Origin of the sequence: Serratia sp. H1w, assembly GCF_000633355.1 — a bacterium.
Classification (GTDB): Bacteria; Pseudomonadota; Gammaproteobacteria; order Enterobacterales; family Enterobacteriaceae; genus Chania.
Map to the genome: position 1 here is coordinate 1 of NZ_AYMQ01000069.1, position 18941 is coordinate 18941.

An 18941-nucleotide genomic window follows, 5' to 3' on the forward strand; every position below is an offset into this window, starting at 1 on the left:
ACACATTGAATACTTGACCAAAAATAGGGGATAACCCGTGGGTTGAACCTCCCATTCACTTTTCCTACGGCAGCAATATTTATATCGGTGCTAATTTTTACGCCAACTTCAACTTTACCATTGTGGACGATCATCGGGTAACTATTGGTGATAACGTACTCATTGCGCCGAATGTCACGATTTCTGTTACCGGGCATCCGGTACATCATGAGCTGAGAAAGTCCGGGGAAATGTATTCATTCCCGGTGACTATTGGCAACAATGTCTGGATTGGTAGCCAGGTTGTCATCAACCCCGGTGTCACCATTGGTGAAAACTCAGTGATTGGTGCGGGTAGCGTAGTCACGAAAGATATTCCTGCGAATGTCGTTGCCGTTGGCGTGCCTTGCAAAGTGCTCAGGGAAATCACGGACAGAGATAAAGCGTATTATTACCGGGATTTTAAAGACTAACGTCGTTCTGTCTGGCTATCAACTGAAGGTGTGGCAGCGTAGGCTGCCTTTGCCGCAAGCAACGTGACGCGAGTCACAAAGCTTACCGCTGCCGGTTGCCTGACGATCGCCTCCGCGGTAATACTTGCGCCGTAGCCTACAGCTACCAATCATTTTTATGATGGCGTGTTACTGCGTAAGCAGGCAAGACCAAAATAGAAATGCACTTCTTCTGTCGAAGAGGAGCATTTTCATTTTGGTCTTTTTTTTTGCTTTTTTTACCGGGGAAAACTTATGGATTATAACCAGTTGGGATTAGATATCTTGGCGCTGGTCGGTGGGCAGGATAACGTCAGCAAGCTGACGCACTGTGCGACTCGTTTGCGGATGGAGTTTAACGATGACAGCCTGGTGGAGGCGAAAGCCATCGAAGCGTTGCCATGTGTGATCAGCGTGGTGGAACGCGGCGGCCAGTTCCAGATTGTGGTGGGCAACAACGTGCAACAGACCTTCCGTGTGTTGCAAAAAGCGATTGGCCAACCGGTGGGCAAGGCAGTCGGACAGGCGAAGAACAAAGCCAAGGGCGGTATTTTTACGCAGATTATCAGCGTGATTTCGACCACCTTCACGCCGGTGATCCCAGCCATTACCGGCGCAGGGATGATCAAGGCGCTGCTGGCGATCCTCAAGTTGACCGGGGCGATCAGCGCTGCCAGTCCGACCTACCATCTGCTGGATACCATCGCCGATGCTGCCTTCTTTTTCCTGCCGGTGTTGCTGGCTTATGGGGCCTCAATCAAGTTTGAATGTAACCCGATCCTGGCAATGACCATCGCGGGAGCCTTGCTGCATCCCAATCTTGCCCAAATGTTGGCCGCAGGTTCGCCAATCGACTTTATTGGTATCCCGGTGCGGCTGGCCGATTATGCTGGTTCGGTGTTGCCGATCATCTTCACCGTTTGGTTGATGTCCTATATCGAGCGCTTTGCCGAAAAAGTCTCACCGACCATGATCAAGTTCTTCACCAAGCCGATGATCATTCTGCTGGTCACCACGCCGCTGGCCTTGGTGGCGGTGGGGCCATTCGGTATTTTCCTCAACGATCTGGTCGCCAGCGGGGCGGCAGTGATTGATGGCAAGGCCAGTTGGCTGATCCCGATGTTGATGGGCGGGCTGCAACCCTTCCTGGTGATCACCGGCACCGCGTGGGCAATGACACCGATCGCCACCGGGCAACTGAGTAAAAACGGTTTTGAGATGATTAATGGCCCCGGCATGCTGGCTTCCAACATTGCACAGGGCGCGGCGACCTTGTGCGTAGCGTTCCGCACCAAGAACAAAAATCTGCGTCAGTTGGCCTCATCTGCCGGTTTCACCGCGCTGCTGGGGATCACCGAGCCATCCTTGTACGGCGTCACGCTGAAGTTGCGCAGGCCGCTGATCGCGGCCATGATCGGTGGCGGTTGTGCCGGTGTCTATGCCGGAGTGAGTGGTTTGGTGCGTTACGCCTTTGTTTCGCCAGGATTGGCGGCGTTACCGGCGTTTATCGGTGAAAACCCGATGAATATCGTGCATGCCCTGATCACCTGCGTCATCGCCATCGTGATGACCTTTGCGCTGACCTGGATCCTGGGCTTTGAGGATCCGGTAGTTGAAGAGGCGGTTGCAACAGATAAGGCTCCGTCTGATCGCGATGAGTTGCTGCACAGCCCGTTGGCTGGTCAATTGGTGGCACTGGAACAGGTGAATGACGACGTCTTCTCGCAAGGGCTGCTGGGCAACGGTGTGGCGATTGTGCCGGAGCAAAGTGTCCTGCGCGCACCGGTAAACGGCGAAGTCGTGACTTTCTTACCTTCGAAACATGCTGTGGGCATTAAGGCCGATAACGGGATGGAAGTGCTGATGCATATCGGCATTGATACCGTCAATCTCAACGGCGAGCATTTCACCTCCCAATTACAGGTAGGTGACCGGGTGCAAACTGGCGATGAGCTGGTACGTTTTGATATTGCCGCCATCACTGCGCTGGGTTATGACATCATCACGCCGGTGCTGGTGGTCAATAGTGAGCAATATCCACGGCTGAGCTGCCGGCAGCCTGGCCCGGTAAGCTTTGGCGAGCAAATTGTCGCGCTCAATATCGGGGAGGAACAGGTATGAAATACCAGCAACTAAACGACTTCCCACCCGGCTTCCTGTGGGGAGCCTCAACCTCGGCGTATCAGGTCGAAGGAGCATGGGACGAAGAGGGGAAAAGCCCTTCGATTGTCGATATGCTCGATCATCCTGCGGGAACGGCCGATTTTAAGGTGGCCAGCGATCATTACCACCGTTTCCGCGAGGACGTTAAGCTGTTCGCCGAATTAGGCCTGAAGGCCTACCGTTTCTCCGTAGCCTGGACGCGCATCTTGCCGAACGGCAGGGGCGAGGTGAATCAGCCTGGTCTGGCGTTCTATCGCGACCTGATCGATGAACTGCTCAAACACGGCATTGAACCGGTCGTCACGCTCTATCATTTCGATCTGCCCTATGTGCTGGAGCAACAGGGCGGTTGGAGCAACCGTCAGACTATCGATGCCTTTGTCGAGTATGCGGACGTCCTGTTTACTGCCTTTGGTGATAAGGTCAACTATTGGCTGACCATCAATGAGCAGAACACCATGATCCTGCATCCTGGTGCTATCGGTGTGCCAAAGGGCGGTGAACTGCCAACCAGGCCGGTGCTGTATCAACAGAGCCATCATATGTTGGTAGCCCAGGCGCGGGTCATGGCTTTGTGTCATCAACGCTGCCCGGCGGGGAAAATTGGCCCGGCGATCAATACCACCTCCATGTATCAGGAAACCTGTCACCCGTTGGATGCCATCGCCGCTCATAACTGGGAAACGCTGCGCTGCTGGAGCTTTCTGGATGTTGCCGTGCATGGCCGTTACAATGCACTGGCCTGGCGGTATATGCAGGATCGTGGGCTGGCCCCTGGCATGGCAGCAGAGGATGCGGCGATACTGCTGCAAGGCAAACCTGATTATGTGGCGATCAACTACTACTCCACTGCGACGATTGCAGCCAGCCGTGGAGATGCTTCCGATATCAGCGCTCGTGCCGGGGATCAGCAAATTATGCTGGGCGAGCCTGGCGTGTATCGGGCGGCTGAAAACCCATATGTTGATAAAACGCGCTATGGTTGGGTGATCGATCCCGTCGGCCTGCGGCTGACGTTGCGCAAGGTTTATGAGCGCTATCAGTTGCCGATTTTAATTACCGAAAATGGTATCGGTGCGCCGGATCAACTGCTGCCAGGGGATATCATCAATGATGACTACCGCATTGATTTTATGCGAGCGCATATCGAGCAGATGCAATTGGCGATCAACGATGGTGTCGATCTGCTGGGCTACTGCCCGTGGGCCGCAATCGACCTGGTCAGCACGCATCAGGGTTACGCCAAGCGTTATGGCTTTATCTATGTCAACCGTGGCGAGCAGGATCTGTACGACCTGCGGCGTATCAAAAAGAACAGTTTTGGCTGGTATCAGCGATTGATCGCCTCGAACGGCCAACAGCGTGGATAACACAGTGTCATGATGAAAGTCGTCAAAGTGCTCAATAATAGCCTGGTACTGTCCACCGACAGCGATAACCGCGAAGTTATCGTGATGGGTAAAGGTATCGGGTTTAACAGCAAAGTGGGGGATGTGCTGGCTGCGGCCAGCATAGAAAAAGTCTATGTGGTGCAGAATGGTCAACAAGGCCACGATCACCTGCGCCTGATAGAAACCACGCCGGAAGAGCACATTGAACTGGTGCAGATGATCCTGCGGCTGGCCAATAGCCAGCTCGGCGGCCGGGTCAATGAACAAATCTTTTTCACTCTGGTGGATCATCTCAGTTTTGCCATTGAGCGCTGCCATAAAGGCATCGTCATTCAGAACCGGCTGTTGCATGAAGTGAAACGCTTTTATCCGCAAGAGTTCGCCGTAGCGTTGCAGGCGCTGACACGGATCAACCAGCGCCTGGATATTCTGCTGCCAGAAGCCGAGGCGGGGAACATTGCCTTTCACCTGGTGAATGGCCAGACCGACGTGCAAAGCATGGAGCACACGCTTTTGGCGGTGAAGATGCTGAAAGATATTTTCAATATCATCAAATACCATTTTCGTATCGAAATCGCGACTGACTCACTCAATTACTCGCGTTTTCTGTTGCATATGCAGTTTTTCATTCAGCGGATGATCGACAATAAGCAGGTGAAGTCTAAAGACGATTTTCTGTTCTCGCAGGCAACTAAAGAGTACCCCGACGCCTATCGCTGCGCGCTGGTGATCCGCGATTATGTGAAGAATCTGCTGCAAATGGAGATGTCCAATGACGAACTGTTGTATCTGGTCATCCACCTGACGCGGATTGTCGATCGGGATGATTAAGCCCGGTCTACAGTGAGTTCACCGTTTCGGCCACCAGCTGGCGCAGCCGGGTAATCAGCGGTGACTGACGGTTTTCACGCAGTGCCAGATACAGCGGGGCGCTAAGCTGTGCCTCTTCAGCAATGCTGCGAAAAACGATCCCGTCGCCCCCCAGACGCCGCATGGATGCGGGGACGATCGACAATCCAAGGCCAGCACCAACCAGATTCAGCGTGGCGGGCAGGCGGGGTGCTTCCTGCACAATACGTGGGCTGAAACCGGCACGGTGGCAGGCTGCCAGAATGGCATCATACAAACCTTGGCCTGCCGGGCGACGATAAAGGATCAGCGGTTCGTGGGTCAGTTCGGCCAAGGGAACCTTTTCGCTGCTGTCTATCGCCAGGCGATGGCCTACCGGTAAGGCGATCAGCATCGGCTCAAGCAATACGGGTTCAATCAGCAGCCCAGGTATGCCGCTAACCGGTGAGCGTACAAAAGCCACATCCAGGCGTTCATCCACCAAAGCTTCCATCAGTTCACCGCTGCCAGCCTCTTCTAGCAATGTGGTGATCCCAGGCAGAATATCGCGGTAACGGCGTAACAGGTTGGGCACAAACGGATGCAGCGCAGCCGAACTGGTAAAACCGATAGCCAGATGGCCTTGTTCACCACGCGCTGCACGCCGTACGGCTTCGCTCAAGTTTTCTGCTCGCGTTAACAAGGTTCTGGCCTCGTTAAACAACACGCTTCCCGCCTCTGTCGTGCGCACCCCACGCGGCAACCGTTGCAGTAGTTTCACACCCAACTCTTCCTCCAGCCCTTGCAGTAAACGGGTCAGCGGCGGCTGTTGAATGTGCAACCGAGCGGCGGCACGGGTGATATTCCCTTCTTCGACTACGGTAACAAACGCCCGCAGTCGGCGTAGTTCAATCATTTTCATACCTTATAGGTATCGATACTGGTTTGGAAATGCATTAGACATCATGGCATGGCCAAGCGCATCATTCCAGATAACAACTTAGGTGATGTGGGAAATGTAATGTCTGACTCTAACGCGCTACAAGATCACGGGATCAGTGAGCCGCCGAGCAATGGCCAACTGTTTTCAGGTTTTCTCATGCTTGGCTTGATTGGTTTTGGCGGGGTGCTGCCATTGGCGCGCAGTATGTTGGTGGAACAGCGCCGCTGGTTAACCGCAGAACAGTTCACCGAACTGCTGGGATTGTGCCAGTTCCTGCCGGGTGGCAACGTCATTAACCTGTCGGTGGCGGTGGGGATGGAGTTCCGCGGATTGCGCGGCGCGTTATGTGCTTTGCTAGGGCTGATCTGCGCTCCGACAGCGATTGTGGTTGGCCTGGGCGTGATTTATGCCCGTTATCAAAACGATGTGCATGTGCAGCACGTATTTGCCGGGTTAGCCGCAGCGGCGGCAGGGTTGCTGCTCTCTACCGGGTTGAAAATGCTGTTGCCGCTGTGGGGGAAATGGTTGCCGTTGGTGATTGTTGGCGTTGCTCTGGTCGCGATCGCCTGGCTGCGCCTGCCGTTGCTGCCGACCATGCTGGTGCTGGCTCCGCTGAGCATTCTGCTGGCCTGGAGAAAGCCATCATGATAGCGGTGTTAATCTCGCTGGCAGTGATTTTCACCGAGCTTTCGTTGATGGCGTTTGGCGGGGGTTTTACCATCCTGCCGGAAATGCAGCGCCAGGTGGTGGAAGTCCACCAATGGATGAGCGCTCAGGAGTTCAGCGCATTGTTCGCCATGGCACAGGCGGCGCCGGGGCCGAATATGATGATCGTGCCGCTGATTGGTTGGCACGTGGCGGGTTGGGCCGGGCTGCTGGTTTCCTCGGTAGCCAAGTTTGGGCCGTCTTCCATCGTCACCATCCTGGTGATGGGCGCTTGGCGGCGTTTTAAAGATAAACCCTGGCGGCGTGTGGTACAGCTTGGGCTGATCCCGGTCACCGTCGGGTTGGTTGTTGCCAGCGGCGTGTTGATTGCCCAGGCTTCGGCGACCAACTGGCGGTTGGCGATATTGATTGTGTTAGCGACGTTGCTGAATATGAATAAACGCATCCATCCGCTGTGGATATTAGCGGGTGGTGCAGTATTGGGATTATTGATTAGTTAAATCATTAATCATCTAAAGGGCGCTACAGCGCCCTACATAGGTTTATATAGGGTTTTATCCCGCTAAGTTATTAAATAATTTTAACGGTTAAAGTAATTTATAAGGTTAATAATGCAGGGTGTATTCTGTGATTAGACTCTTAAAATTAAAAATACCAATTTTATTTTTTATTGATAATTTCCTCTGATGGGGCAATAATTAAATCGCTACACCATCAACAACAAAGGAATTGTCTATGGAACTCTTGGATCTTGCATTGTTAGATCAAATCTCTGGCGGGCGCGGCAATAATCGCGGTGACCGTACGGATAACGGTGGTAGGAACAATGGTAAGGGTAACAAAGGAAAAGGTAATAACTCTGACGGGTTTTATGATAAATACGCTGATCCCGGCTGTTTTACCGGCGTAGTGGGTGGTGCAATCACGGGCTCCCTCGGCGGCCCAGGCGGTGCATTAGCAAATGCCATTAATGGCGGAATTAACGGCGGGTGTCTCAATAACGGAAATAATGGGGGCGGTAACGGTAATGGCGGCGGGATTGGCAGTGCTGGGAACAACTGCGGTTCTAACTCCAGTGGATCCTGCTCGTGGTAGCTCACCCATATTAACGCATTGATTAAAATATACCGGTTACTTATTCCTGGACCCATTTAATGAGAACGTTTTTAAATATAGCTGCCTCTTTGATTGCCTTTTTTATAGCATCCGCTTTTTTAAAAGGGGCCTGTGTGTGGTCGTCAGGTTGGTATGCTGCCCCAGCCAATATTTCTCACACAGTTGTCATTCTCTCGTGCTGTTATGTGGTAGGTAAATTAGTTTTCCTTGTGATTAATTATTTCTTTCCCAAATAGTGGGTTGATGAGGCCAATGCCAGGATATTAACAGGTTCAACGCGTAGGGGCGCTGCATGCTGTGCCCGTTATCATTAATCTCCAGCCACCCGTATCGCAGGTGGCTTTTTTTCATTCCTGATCCTCTCCGTAGCAAGCAGCAGACACTAAACAACAAATTTTGCTCATTTGAGTTAAGTGACTTATCAGTTGATGTGATAGCATTTATCGATAGCGGCACCACTTGCAACGGTCAGGAGAGCCTGCATGTCGATACAACCCCTACAGAAAATCCAGGCGATTGCCGTGGCCAAGGCCTACTTTATCGAACGCCGCACCAAGAGCCAGATTGCCGAAGACCTGGCTATTTCGCGCTTTCGCGTGGCCAGAATACTCGATGAGGCTATCGAGAGTGGCCTGGTGAAGTTCGTGATCGCCGAACAAGATGAAATTGATAGCGAGCTTTCGCAACGCCTGACCAAAAGGTTTGCGATCAAGCAGGCGGTGGTACTGTCCGGGCCGGACGCCGCTGCCAAAACCCTGATGCAAAAATTAGGATCGCTGGCGGCCTCGGTGGTGGAAGAGATATTGACGCCGGGGATGAGCGTCGGCATCGCCTCTGGGCGGGTGCTGTCCGCAATGGCCGATGCGTTGACACACTTGCCGTTCCTTGATGTCGTCCAGGCAACCGGGGCTTTGCCCGGCATGGAGTTCTCGCACAATTCCATTGAACTGGTGCACCGCATTGCGCAGGTGGGCGGTGGCAAGGCGCACCCTATCTATATCCCGATGTGGGTGGATAACCTGGAAACGGCGCGCAATTTGCTGCGCGAGCCTAGCGTTGCCGCGGTACACGAGCGTTATAACCACCTGGACGTGCTGATCACCGGGATTGGCTCCTGGGTGCAGCCGGAATCCTGTATGTTCAGCACCTTCCCGGCCGCTTGGCGTCAGCAAGTGCTGGACGGCGGCGTCTGCGCGGATCTCTGTACGGCACTGATGGATGAGCAGGGGCAGATGGTGCCTTCTCCGCTCGATCAACTCAGCCTATCCATGAGCCCGGCTCAAATACGCAAGATCCCCGAAGTGATTGCAATTGCCGGTGGGCAAGAAAAATACACCGCCATTGCCGCCACGCTCAAAGGTAACTGGGTCACCACATTAGTGACTGATGCCGGCACGGCGCGCTACCTCCTGTCTCTCTAACTCCGCTCTACGTCGCGCTCATTTGAGCGCGGCACCGCTTGCCTATTTCACCTCTTCCAAAGCAACATCGATGATTATTTCGCCATTCCCGGGCTAATTACGGGTAAATCTGTGACCAATGATCGATCTGGGACACAATCTGATTGCCCCCTTGGCCCAAATGCGTAACTTAGGTATTAAACAAATGAGCGGAGTTTGATATCAAATGAGCGTAAAAATTGATTTTAATCTCAGTGAGGTTGCCGCGCAGGTGACCGAAGCCGAGATCAGAGCGGTTGAGGCGATTAAAGGACTGTTTACCCAGCAGGTGCTTAGCGATGTTGCCAAGCTGTTTGCCGGTTGTCAGGGCAAGGTTCTGGTCACCGGCAGCGGCACCAGTGGCGCCGTTGCCGCCCGCGCCGCGCATTTGCTTTCCGTGTGCGGTACCCCGGCTTTCCATTTGTCCCCTGGCGATGGGTTACATGGTGGGTTGGGCGTTCTGACAGAGCACGACATCATTCTGGCCTTCTCCAAAGGGGGCAGTTCACTGGAGCTGAACGAGTTCTGCCAGCGTGGTCGTACCTTGGCCAATCACTTGGTGGTGGTCACGGCTAACCCCGGATCGCCGCTCAGTCAGTCGGCCGACCACGTTTTGCATATCCCGCTGGAGCAAGACTGCGATTTAGGCGGCGTTATTGCCACCGGCTGTACGCTGTCTTTCTCTGCCTTGACCGACGTATTGGTGGAAATCACCCGTCGCCTGCGCGGCTATGAGTGGGAATCGTTCTTCTATACCCATCCTGCGGGCGCGGTCGGTAAACATGCGGAAGATAGCCTGAAGCGTTTGCACCACGGCGAACAGAGGTAAGCACATGGCACGCGATATGGTTGCTGGTATCGATTCTTCAACGCAGTCTTGCACGGTGCTAGTGCGGGATCTGGCCACCGGCGAGGTGATTGCGCAGGCTCGTGCACCACATCCGCCAACCACACCGCCTTGCAGCGAACAGGATCCTGAATCCTGGTGGCAGGCGCTGTGCACGGCGCTGGGGCAACTTAAGGAATACTGGCCCCGTATCGCGGCACTTGCCGTTGGTGGGCAAGGGCACGGCCTGGTGATGTTGGATGAGCACGATCGGCCATTACGTCCGGCAAAGCTGTGGAACGACACCGAGTCAGAGGCGCAGGCCAGGGCGCTTTGCAGCAAGCTTGCGCCGCAGGAATGGGCGGCCAACACCGGTTCGGTTCCTGGCCCGGCCATGACCATCTCGAAACTGACCTGGACGGCCGAGCATCACCCGGAGTTATTGCCAAAGATCCGGCGGATCATGTTGCCGTTCGATTATCTGGTTTATCGGCTGTCCGGCATCTTTGTTGCCGAGCGCGGTGGGGCTTCCGGCACCGGCTATTTCAACCCGTTTAATAATACCTGGCAGCCGCAGTTAACCGCGCTGATTGATCCGCAAATCGACTGGCTGTCTTTGTTCCCGCAGATCATTCCTTCCAGCCAGGCTGCGGGGCAGGTACAGGCTAGCGCCGGGTTTGCTGAACTGACCGGGGCATGGGTCGGCGTAGGCACCGGTGACAACATGTCGGCGGCGTTGGGCATGAACCTGCAACCCGGTGATATCGCCATCTCGATTGGCACCAGCGGTACGCTCTATGGCATCACTGCGGACGGCATTATCGATCCCAGCGGAACACTAAACGGTTACGCCGATGCGGGGGAACGCTATATGCCGATGGTGACCACGCTCAACGCGGCCAAAGTGACCGATACCTTCAGGGGAATTTTGGGGCTAACCACTGAGGAGTTTGATGAGCTGGCCTTGTCCTGCGTTGCCGGAGCCGAGGGATTAACGCTGGTTCCATATCTGGATGGAGAGAGAACGCCCAACTTGCCGTTTGCTCACGGACAGCTTTCAGGCATTCGCACGACCACCACCCGTGCGCATATCGCGCGTGCCGCCGTTGAGGGGGTGCTTTGCGGATTGTTGATGGGCAGGGAGACGTTACTGCAATGCGGTTTTAACACTAGCGGTGGGCGATTGTTGTTGACCGGTGGCGGCGGGCGCTCACGGGCCTACCGCCAGATCCTTGCCGATCTGACGGGCGAAGCGGTGTGGGTCAGCCCGGTGAGTGAAACCGCCGCCGCAGGGGCGGCAATTCAGGCCGCAGCGATCGTGTCTGGCTGCAGCAATGTCACCATGGCGGCCCGTTGGAGCGTTGAGCTCCAGCGCGTTGCACAACCCCGCGCCGATAGTCGGCATGTGTTGCAGCAATACGCGCTGGGTGCCAAGGCCTATTTGGAGAATAGTCATGAGCCAGAATAATCATCTCAAGCCTGCCAGACAGCCAATCAAGGTTCCCGTCGAAACGGGGATCGCCGTGGTCTTCCTGCTGGTGATGCTGGGCGGCTTTATCGCTTCGCCCAACTTCCTGACGGTATCCAACCTGATGGTGCTGTTGCTCAACGGTGCAGTGATCGGCTTTCTGTGCCTGGGGCAATCGTTTGTGCTGCTGACCGGCGGTATCGATCTGTCCTGCGGTTCGATTGTCGCGATGACCTGCGTGGTCGGCGCGTTGTTGATGGAGAAGTTCGGTATACCGTGGCAGCTTGCCGTACCCATGGTATTAGCGGTTGGCGCATTAACCGGGCTGATCAACGGCTTGATCATTGAGCGGACCGGGGTGCCACCGTTTATTGTGACCTTTGCCATGATGGGCGTGGCGGCTTCCATTCCACAAATTATCACCGGGGCCGAGTCCATTCGGGTCACCCAGATCGGCTATAGCCTGATCGGCCAATCCAAACCTTTGGGCATTCCGTTCCCGGTTATCGCGCTGCTGCTGGCCATTGTGATTGCCGTGATATTCCTGCGCCGTACCATTACCGGGACACATATCTATGCGGTTGGCGGTAACGCCGATGCGGCTCGCCTGTCAGGGATCAGTATTCCACGCATCACCTTGCTGGTATACGCCATCTCCGGCCTGTGTGCCGCGTGCGGTGGGTTGATTTATGGCTCTCGCCTGATGACAGGTTACCCAACGGCGGGACGGGGCGACGAACTGTTCTTCTCCATCGCCGGGGCGGTCGTCGGCGGTGTGAGCCTGTTCGGCGGCACCGGCAGCATCATTGGTGCCATGATTGGCGCGATGCTGATCGCCGCCATCTCCAACCTGATGAACGTGATGAACGTCAGCGCCTATTGGCAACCGCTGGTGATCGGTTTGATCATCCTGTTCGGCGTAACGTTCGACACCCTGCGAAGCAGCAAAAAAATCACCCTTCCTTGGCTGAAAAGACGTAAACCGGCCAGCGAACCGATCGTAGAAAAACCACAACGTACCCTATAAAGAGGAACAGGCCATGCAACTGCGTAATAAATTTATGCTTGCCACTTCGGTGGTGATGTTAGCCGCCGTACTGACGGGATGTAATCGGGAAGAGGCGACGGAAACCGCCGGAGGATCGCAAGCCAAAACCTTGGGCGTGACCTTGCCCAATCTGACCAACCCGTATTATGTGGCGATGAAAAAGAGCTTTGAAGAAAACGGCAAGGCCCAGGGCTTCAACGTCAAGGTCTCGATTGCCGATAACGACGATGCCAAACAGTTGTCGCAAGTGCAGAGTTTTATCCAGCAAAAGGTCGATGCGGTGGCGGTGAACTGTGTGTCATCGGGCCCTTGCGTAGCGGTGATCGGCGAACTTAACAAGGCCAACATCCCGGCCTTTGCCATCAATATCATGCCAGACACGGATGGCATGAAGCAGCAGGGCGTCTCCATGGTACAGGGCGTGCAGACCGATCAGCGTGAAGGGGGCAAGTTTATCGGCCAACAACTGCTCAAAGATCTGGGGCCGGATGCCAAGGCAGAGATTGGCATTGTGGGTGAACCCACCTCGATTTCGGCCAATGCGCGTGATGACGGTTTCAAGGAAGCGATCGCCAGCAACCCAGGTTTGCAAGTGGTGGCGCTGGTGAATGGCAAAGTCGAGGAAACCACCTCGCTGAAGGTCACGACGGAAATGCTACAGGGTAACCCGAAAATGACGATTGTGTTCTCGAACACCGAACCCGCCGCGCTGGGCGCTAACGCCGCGATTGAGCAGTTGGGCAAAAGCGGTACGGTCACGCTCTACAGCTTCGTCGATAAGGAAGGCGTGAAAAAGATCGTTGATAACCAGGTGCTGAAAGCCGGTGCCATCCAGGAGCCGGTCAAGTTGGCCAAGCTGTTGGTGGACAGCGTCAAACAGCATTTTGCCGGCGAGAAGGTGCCAGAGTTCCTCAATAGCCCGCCGCTGCTGGTCAACAAGGACAACGCCAACGAAGCCATGAGCGCGGCGTACTGATCTTCGAAAAATGACGAAAGGCGAGACAATATGAACTATCAGGCCCAACAGATAAAAATAGCGTTTACCGGCGTACAGGTACTGCACGGTGTGGATTTTTGCGTCAAACCAGGGGAAATTCATGGCTTGTTTGGTCATAACGGTGCCGGTAAATCGACTCTACTCAAAATTCTGGCCGGGGTGAATGCCCATGACTCCGGGGAATTACTGTTGGGCGATCGGGTCATTCGCCTTTCGTCACCCCGTGATGCGTTAAATCAAGGCATTGCCTGTGTCTATCAGGAATTACGTCTGATCCCAGGGATGAGCGTCTGGCAAAACCTGTTTCTTGGGCGTGAGTTGAGGAACAAGGGCTTTCTGGATGAGGTCACCATGCGTCAGCACACTACGCAGGTGATCGATGAGTATGGACTGAGTTTTCATGCCAGCGATTTAGTAAGAGATCTGTCCCATCCGGACAAACAGATGTTGGAGGTGATCGCCAACCTGGATCGTGACGCACGCTTTCTGTTCCTGGATGAGCCGACAACGGCGCTGGAAGGTAGTCAGGCGGAAGAATTATTGCATGCGGTACAACGCATTGCCCGTGAAAAGAACATCGGCGTGGTGCTGGTTTCACACAAGCTGGATGAAGTGTTGGGTGTCTGCGATCGGGCCACCGTGATGTGCGGCGGCAAGGTGATCTACCATGCGGATAAGCTCACGCTGAGTAAGGCGGCTATCGTGGATGCCATTGTGGGTGATGCCGCCGTGTATCAAGCCTCGTCAGCGAAACGGACCGCGCCTACCGAGTCACAACCGGTGTTTCTCTCGGTTAAACATCTTGCCACTTCGCGCCTCAAAGATATCAATCTGACGGCGCGCCAGGGGGAAATTCTGGGGATTTACGGTCTGGCTGGAGCGGGACGTACGCGCTTTTGCCGCACGCTGTATGGGCTAGAAACGCTGACCGGTGGCGAAGTGGAGCTAAATGGCCAAACCTATCGCCCATCGACACCCGCACATGCCATCAAGCATCACATCGCCTACCTGACGGAAGAGCGTAAGAAGGATGGCTTTATTCCCAATATGTCCAGCTTTGCCAATGCCACACTGCCTATTTTGCAGCGTTTTCGCACCCTGGGCTGGGTTAACCATCATCAGGCGGAAAGCTCGGCGTTGGCGATTTTAAACCGTATGAATACCCGTGGCACATTGTCCGGCCCGATCAAGTCGCTTTCGGGGGGCAATCAACAAAAGGTATTGTTTGCCAGAGTGATAGGCCAAAACGCCGAGTTGGTGCTACTGGACGAACCCACCAAAGGCGTTGATATCGGTGCCAAAGCGGACATCTACAAGATCATCTATCAACTGGCCGAAGCGGGCTGCTGTGTGCTGATGGTGTCGAGCGAAGAGGAAGAGTTGCTTGAGGTGGCGGATAATATCGTGGTGTTTCGGCAAGGAAGTTGTGACGGTGTCACTCTTTCTGCCAGCGCACTGACACCGGCGCATTTACGTAAAGCCGCCTGGAGTCACGAGGAGGCGACTGCGTGAAGATATCCGCCAGCGTCTATGCTGCCGATCCGTGCAATATCATTGAGAAGCTCAAGCCATTATTACCTGAGATCGCCTCGCTGCATTTTGACGTAATGGACGGCCACTTTGTCCCGGCTTACGGGTTGAATCTCGCCTTGTTCCAGCGGTTGCAGCAAACTATCGAACTGCCGATCGACGTGCATTTGATGATCGCCAATCCAGAAGATTGGGCGCTACGTTTTGCCGCTATGGGCGCACGTTGGATTGCCGTGCATCCTGAAGCCTGCCGCGACCCAAAAGCCTTGTTGCGAGCGATTCGACAACGCGGCTCGCAGGGCTATCTGGCCATCTCAACCACGATGGCCATGAGTGACGTAGCAGAACTGTTGCCAGAATCTGACGGCGTGCTGATATTAAGCGCGCCAGCCGGTGGCGGGGAGTTTATGCCTCGAATGCTGGATAAAGCCCACGCTGTACCACTTGATTTACCGGTGGTGTATGACGGGAAAATGCAAAAGAGCTTTATCGAGCTGCTACGCAACCAGCCTGACGATCTGATGGTGATTGGCGGGGCGTTGTTCAACCAGCCTGATGTCCAATCTGGCAGTTAACGTTAAGGTAGCTGACCGTAGTCGGCATCGGAGACCGGCTCCAACCATTCATTCGACGCCCCCTCGGCTGGAACCGCCACGGCAATATGTGCAAACCAGCTATCCTGAGCTGCACCATGCCAGTGTTTTACTCCTGCCGGGATGGATACCACGTCTCCGGCGCAAAGCTGCCGGGCGGGTTTATTCCACTCCTGATACCAGCCGCGTCCACCGGTGACCAGCAGGATCTGACCGCCCTGGTGGTGAATATGCCAGTTGTTACGGCAGCCTGGTTCAAATACCACATTGCCGATGGCAACCCCTTCACTGGTCAACATATTCAGGTAGCTGGTGCCGGTGAAATATTGTGCATAGGCGTCATTTTTCGGCCCTTTGGGGAAAATACCGTTACCGTCAAATTTCTCGTTCATATCCTCTCCACCATTAGAAAGCGGCCAAAAAGGATGGCCACTAGGCACAAGTGTAAGGAAACGACGATTGAATGATAAGGTAGATAAATACGCATGCGCCTATGCAAAAAATTCACTAATCATCATGGCATTCAGGCATCCGTGACGGCACCATTTAAACGGTGTGCCTCCGCCAGCGCGAGGTAAATATCCCCGGCTTGGAGAACATCACCAGGTTACCCAAAAGGATCAGGCATAGGCCAATCACCGCGTTCAGGTGCCACTGGTAGCCCTCGTACAGAGTAGAAATTGTCAGCGCCACCAGTGGGAACAGCAAGGTGCTATAGGCCGCAGCTCCCGCGCCGATGCGACCCAGCAGAGTAAAATAGGCGGCAAAGGCAATCACCGAGCCAAAGATCGCCAGATAGAACAGCGATCCCAGATAACGCGTGGTGAACTCAATCTGTAGTGACGCACCTTGCGTCAGTGCGATGGCAAACATCAGCAGTGCGCCGTAACTCATGGCGTAGGTATTAGTCGAAAGCATATCCAATCCACGGCGTTTGTGGCGCGTGCTGAGCATATTCCCCAGTGAAAAACCGTAGGTGCCCAGCGCGCACAAACCGATCCCTTTCAGCAATTCAGGTGCCATCTGGGTGGCCATCAAATCCTGCCAGAACAGCGCCACAATGCCGGTCATGCCCAGCAGCGCCGCAGGCAGCAGGTTGGGACCAGGGCGCTGACGGAAGAAAATCATGCTGTTAACCGCGTTGAACAGCACCGCCATCGAAAAGATCACCGATTCCAGTCCGCTGCTGATATAAGCCGCAGCCAGGTAAAAGCAGTAGAAGTTAAAGCCAAACACACAGCAGCCTTGCAGCATGCAGAACAGGTGATCCCGCAGGCTAATAGCCCGCAGGCGACGTAGCGCCAACATGGCCAGCCACATCACGGCGGCAGCAAGCAGGAAGCGGTAACCGATCGAGACAGGGATCGCCACCGTGCCTTGTTGCAGGGTAATCGCAATCCAGGTGGTGCCCCAAATCAGCACCACGGCAAGATACAACAGCGTATTCATAGTTCCTCCTGTTCATGATAACGGGAGTATTCACCTTTCAACGCCGTAACGCTTTCAGCCCTTTGCGGCCAATTGCATATTCTTGCGCTTTTTTGTCAAAAGTCCCCGGGGATAACTGGTATCCCGCGTCGTCACTCTTTACACTGAATTGGCATGGATAACGGGAATAGGGCGGCTATGGCATACCTGGCATTTGAAACACTACAGCAGCACAAAGCCAAGTTGCACAACAGCGTGCAGTTGGGTCTGGCGTGCAGTTGGCGGCCTGGTCCAACTGTAACGACCGCATCACCCAGGAAAGTGCCGATCACCATACCCTGAGTCTGTATGTTGCGGATGGTTACGAATGCTACCAAAAGGTGCCTGGGGGCTGGCAGAACGGCGGCGGTCCGGATCGCTTTTGCATCATGCCGCGCCATTATGAATCCACCTGGGATATCCGCAGCGATCTTTCCTTCGTGCATCTGTATTGTACCGACCAACATTTACGCCAGTTGGTAGAACAGACTTGGGACCGCAGCCCGGCCACCATCAGCGTGGAGCCGCGGTCATTTGCGGAAGATCCGCAGATCACACTGTTGTACCGCCAGTTTCTGCTGAATCGCCACTGGCAAGATAGCGCCAACCAACTGGCACTCAGCAGCGCTTCTACGCTGTTGATGTCACATATACTGCAGCATTACACCCAATTACATTGGCCGTTGCCTAACGTGCGTGGTGGCTTGGCTCCGGCCGTGCTGAGGCGGGTGCTGGAGTTTATCGACCACCAACTCGATCAACCGCTGCTACTGGCCGATCTGGCGGCTCACGCGGAATTAAGCGAGTTTCATTTTGCCCGCATGTTTAAACACAGCACTGGCCAAGCGCCGCATCAATATGTGATGCAGGTGCGTTTGCAAAATGCAGAGAGACTATTGCGCAACACGCTGGTGCCACTAACCCAGATTGCGCTGGACTGTGGCTTCAGCTCCGCCAGTCATTTCAGCAACCGTTTCAAGGCGGCCTACGGCTATACGCCGATACAACTGCGGCAGCAAAGCCGATAATCCAAAAATAAGGAAACAGGATATGGAACAACCATTTTGTGGCGTTGAGGTACTGTTTGTCGCGGGTTTTGGCCCGATCACCCAGAACCCAAGCCAAAGTGCCGCGTTTTACCAGCAGGCGCTGGGGTTACCTCTCAAGGCAATGGAAGGGAATGAGGACTATTTACTGACCGAGCATGATGCGTTGGCCGGGGTGAAACACTTTGCGCTGTGGCCTTTGGCACAGGCGGCACAATCCTGTTTTGGTCAGGAGCAGTGGCCACAAGATTTGCCGGTGCCACAGGCGTGGATGGAGTTCGACGTCGCGGATATGGCGCAGGCCACGCAAACGCTGCTGGATCAGGGTTATCAGCTGTTGGTGGCCAACCGTCTGGAGCCGTGGGGCCAGAGCGTCACCCGTCTGTTGAGCCCGGAAGGTCTGTTGGTTGGCGTGACCTTGACCCCCTGGATGCGGGGCTAAGCCGTCACTTAGGGGCGCAGCATGTGCAGCGCCCAGCAACTGTACGGTGATTATGGCAGGGGGAAAGTGGTCGAGCTTTGGCTCATGATGTCGATAAACACATCCTTGAATGACGCCCAGAATTGCATGATGCCCGCCAGATTGAAGGTCATGCCCATCAGCCCCATCACAAACCAGCAACTGGTGAACAACCCGAGGCTGCTGAACATAAACGCCATACCGTTACGGCTTGCCTTGCGGCACACCACGTTCAGTTGGCTGGCCAGAAACATCATCACTGCGCTCAGCAATTCCCAGCGCATCATAATAAAGCCAGTGGCTATGGTACTCATCGAAAGTGATCCTTTGCTACAAAAGCCTCATCTGGCCCTTGGGGCAGATGAGGTATTGGGATAGAAGGTGATTTTATTGTTCGGTGTGATCTGCGTCACATTGTAGCATCGTCGTTATTGATGGCTCAATAGCACTGAGCAATCTCGGAAACATTCCAATATGTTGAAACAGTTAT

18 protein-coding genes and 2 pseudogenes are annotated in these 18941 nt (G+C 54.6%); 16 read left to right on the top strand and 4 right to left on the bottom strand.

Annotated elements, in window-relative coordinates:
• Positions 1 to 23 precede the first annotated feature (23 nt).
• The 4 genes and pseudogenes from U869_RS0117160 to licT all read left to right on the top strand — a co-directional run.
• Positions 24 to 452, top strand: a pseudogene (locus U869_RS0117160) (DapH/DapD/GlmU-related protein); the annotation flags it as partial.
• A gap of 273 nt (positions 453 to 725) precedes the next feature.
• Positions 726 to 2591: a beta-glucoside-specific PTS transporter subunit IIABC gene (locus U869_RS0117165; RefSeq protein ID WP_025121700.1), complete on the top strand. Its 1866-nt coding sequence runs from the start codon at positions 726 to 728 to the stop codon at positions 2589 to 2591.
• Entirely contained in the window at positions 2588 to 4003 is a 1416-nt protein-coding gene (locus U869_RS0117170; protein WP_025121701.1) for a glycoside hydrolase family 1 protein, read from the top strand. Before U869_RS0117165 ends, U869_RS0117170 begins: the two co-directional genes overlap by 4 nt.
• A 12-nt stretch (positions 4004 to 4015) precedes the next feature.
• A complete protein-coding gene (gene licT, locus U869_RS0117175) occupies positions 4016 to 4855 on the top strand; it encodes a BglG family transcription antiterminator LicT (RefSeq protein ID WP_025121702.1) in 840 nt (279 codons plus the stop codon).
• A 7-nt stretch (positions 4856 to 4862) separates the two neighbouring features.
• Here the strand turns inward: licT and U869_RS0117180 are convergent, their stop codons facing one another.
• The gene (locus U869_RS0117180) at positions 4863 to 5774 is read right to left on the bottom strand and encodes a LysR family transcriptional regulator (protein WP_025121703.1); all 912 of its coding nucleotides are present in this window, start codon (positions 5772 to 5774) and stop codon (positions 4863 to 4865) included.
• A 99-nt stretch (positions 5775 to 5873) separates the two neighbouring features.
• Between U869_RS0117180 and U869_RS0117185 the strand changes: the two genes are divergently transcribed.
• The 10 genes from U869_RS0117185 (at position 5874) to U869_RS0117230 (ending at position 15460) form a co-directional block, all read left to right on the top strand.
• Positions 5874 to 6443, top strand: a complete 570-nt coding sequence (locus U869_RS0117185; RefSeq protein WP_025121704.1) for a chromate transporter — start codon at positions 5874 to 5876, stop codon at positions 6441 to 6443.
• Positions 6440 to 6961, top strand: a complete 522-nt coding sequence (locus U869_RS0117190) for a chromate transporter (RefSeq protein WP_025121705.1) — start codon at positions 6440 to 6442, stop codon at positions 6959 to 6961. The genes U869_RS0117185 and U869_RS0117190 overlap by 4 nt, the downstream gene beginning before the upstream one ends.
• Positions 6962 to 7196: 235 nt before the next feature.
• The gene (locus tag U869_RS0117195) at positions 7197 to 7556 is read left to right on the top strand and encodes a hypothetical protein (RefSeq protein WP_025121706.1); all 360 of its coding nucleotides are present in this window, start codon (positions 7197 to 7199) and stop codon (positions 7554 to 7556) included.
• Positions 7557 to 8059: 503 nt separating this feature from the next.
• Positions 8060 to 8998 (top strand): sugar-binding transcriptional regulator, encoded by a 939-nt coding sequence (locus U869_RS0117200; RefSeq protein WP_025121707.1) that lies wholly within the window; start codon positions 8060 to 8062, stop codon positions 8996 to 8998.
• 205 nt (positions 8999 to 9203) lie between these two features.
• Positions 9204 to 9845: an SIS domain-containing protein gene (locus tag U869_RS0117205; protein ID WP_025121708.1), complete on the top strand. Its 642-nt coding sequence runs from the start codon at positions 9204 to 9206 to the stop codon at positions 9843 to 9845.
• 4 nt (positions 9846 to 9849) lie between these two features.
• The gene (gene xylB, locus U869_RS0117210) at positions 9850 to 11310 is read left to right on the top strand and encodes a xylulokinase (RefSeq protein WP_025121709.1); all 1461 of its coding nucleotides are present in this window, start codon (positions 9850 to 9852) and stop codon (positions 11308 to 11310) included.
• A complete protein-coding gene (locus U869_RS0117215) occupies positions 11297 to 12337 on the top strand; it encodes an ABC transporter permease (RefSeq protein ID WP_025121710.1) in 1041 nt (346 codons plus the stop codon). Before xylB ends, U869_RS0117215 begins: the two co-directional genes overlap by 14 nt.
• A 13-nt stretch (positions 12338 to 12350) precedes the next feature.
• A complete protein-coding gene (locus U869_RS0117220) occupies positions 12351 to 13334 on the top strand; it encodes a substrate-binding domain-containing protein (RefSeq protein WP_025121711.1) in 984 nt (327 codons plus the stop codon).
• 30 nt (positions 13335 to 13364) lie between these two features.
• Positions 13365 to 14867, top strand: coding sequence for a sugar ABC transporter ATP-binding protein (locus U869_RS0117225; protein WP_025121712.1), 1503 nt, complete (start codon positions 13365 to 13367; stop codon positions 14865 to 14867).
• Entirely contained in the window at positions 14864 to 15460 is a 597-nt protein-coding gene (locus U869_RS0117230; protein WP_025121713.1) for a hypothetical protein, read from the top strand. Before U869_RS0117225 ends, U869_RS0117230 begins: the two co-directional genes overlap by 4 nt.
• 2 nt (positions 15461 to 15462) lie before the next feature.
• On the opposite strand, the gene U869_RS0117235 is transcribed toward U869_RS0117230, so the two are convergent.
• Complete coding sequence (locus U869_RS0117235) at positions 15463 to 15870, bottom strand: cupin domain-containing protein (protein WP_025121714.1); 408 nt, start codon at positions 15868 to 15870, stop codon at positions 15463 to 15465.
• A 154-nt stretch (positions 15871 to 16024) separates the two neighbouring features.
• Entirely contained in the window at positions 16025 to 16927 is a 903-nt protein-coding gene (locus U869_RS0117240) for a DMT family transporter (protein WP_025121715.1), read from the bottom strand.
• A 177-nt stretch (positions 16928 to 17104) separates the two neighbouring features.
• On the opposite strand from U869_RS0117240, the pseudogene U869_RS29475 reads away from it, so the two are divergent.
• Together U869_RS29475 and U869_RS0117250 are read left to right on the top strand one after the other, a co-directional pair.
• Positions 17105 to 17973 (top strand): annotated as a pseudogene (locus tag U869_RS29475) (helix-turn-helix transcriptional regulator).
• A gap of 22 nt (positions 17974 to 17995) precedes the next feature.
• Positions 17996 to 18433: a VOC family protein gene (locus U869_RS0117250; protein ID WP_025121716.1), complete on the top strand. Its 438-nt coding sequence runs from the start codon at positions 17996 to 17998 to the stop codon at positions 18431 to 18433.
• 50 nt (positions 18434 to 18483) lie between these two features.
• Here the strand turns inward: U869_RS0117250 and U869_RS0117255 are convergent, their stop codons facing one another.
• Complete coding sequence (locus tag U869_RS0117255; RefSeq protein ID WP_025121717.1) at positions 18484 to 18765, bottom strand: YjcB family protein; 282 nt, start codon at positions 18763 to 18765, stop codon at positions 18484 to 18486.
• Positions 18766 to 18941 lie beyond the last annotated feature (176 nt).

Bases quoted from the DNA above. Each gene is read 5' to 3' on its own strand.
- U869_RS0117225 (WP_025121712.1), top strand. From the start codon at position 13,365: ATGAACTATCAGGCCCAACAGATAAAAATAGCGTTTACCGGCGTACAG.
- xylB (WP_025121709.1), top strand. From the start codon at position 9,850: ATGGCACGCGATATGGTTGCTGGTATCGATTCTTCAACGCAGTCTTGC.
- licT (WP_025121702.1), top strand. From the start codon at position 4,016: ATGAAAGTCGTCAAAGTGCTCAATAATAGCCTGGTACTGTCCACCGAC.
- U869_RS0117180 (WP_025121703.1), bottom strand. From the start codon at position 5,774: ATGAAAATGATTGAACTACGCCGACTGCGGGCGTTTGTTACCGTAGTC.
- U869_RS0117195 (WP_025121706.1), top strand. From the start codon at position 7,197: ATGGAACTCTTGGATCTTGCATTGTTAGATCAAATCTCTGGCGGGCGC.
- U869_RS0117200 (WP_025121707.1), top strand. From the start codon at position 8,060: ATGTCGATACAACCCCTACAGAAAATCCAGGCGATTGCCGTGGCCAAG.
- U869_RS0117165 (WP_025121700.1), top strand. From the start codon at position 726: ATGGATTATAACCAGTTGGGATTAGATATCTTGGCGCTGGTCGGTGGG.
- U869_RS0117235 (WP_025121714.1), bottom strand. From the start codon at position 15,870: ATGAACGAGAAATTTGACGGTAACGGTATTTTCCCCAAAGGGCCGAAA.
- U869_RS0117220 (WP_025121711.1), top strand. From the start codon at position 12,351: ATGCAACTGCGTAATAAATTTATGCTTGCCACTTCGGTGGTGATGTTA.
- U869_RS0117185 (WP_025121704.1), top strand. From the start codon at position 5,874: ATGTCTGACTCTAACGCGCTACAAGATCACGGGATCAGTGAGCCGCCG.
- U869_RS0117205 (WP_025121708.1), top strand. From the start codon at position 9,204: ATGAGCGTAAAAATTGATTTTAATCTCAGTGAGGTTGCCGCGCAGGTG.
- U869_RS0117255 (WP_025121717.1), bottom strand. From the start codon at position 18,765: ATGAGTACCATAGCCACTGGCTTTATTATGATGCGCTGGGAATTGCTG.
- U869_RS0117215 (WP_025121710.1), top strand. From the start codon at position 11,297: ATGAGCCAGAATAATCATCTCAAGCCTGCCAGACAGCCAATCAAGGTT.
- U869_RS0117240 (WP_025121715.1), bottom strand. From the start codon at position 16,927: ATGAATACGCTGTTGTATCTTGCCGTGGTGCTGATTTGGGGCACCACC.
- U869_RS0117170 (WP_025121701.1), top strand. From the start codon at position 2,588: ATGAAATACCAGCAACTAAACGACTTCCCACCCGGCTTCCTGTGGGGA.
- U869_RS0117250 (WP_025121716.1), top strand. From the start codon at position 17,996: ATGGAACAACCATTTTGTGGCGTTGAGGTACTGTTTGTCGCGGGTTTT.
- U869_RS0117190 (WP_025121705.1), top strand. From the start codon at position 6,440: ATGATAGCGGTGTTAATCTCGCTGGCAGTGATTTTCACCGAGCTTTCG.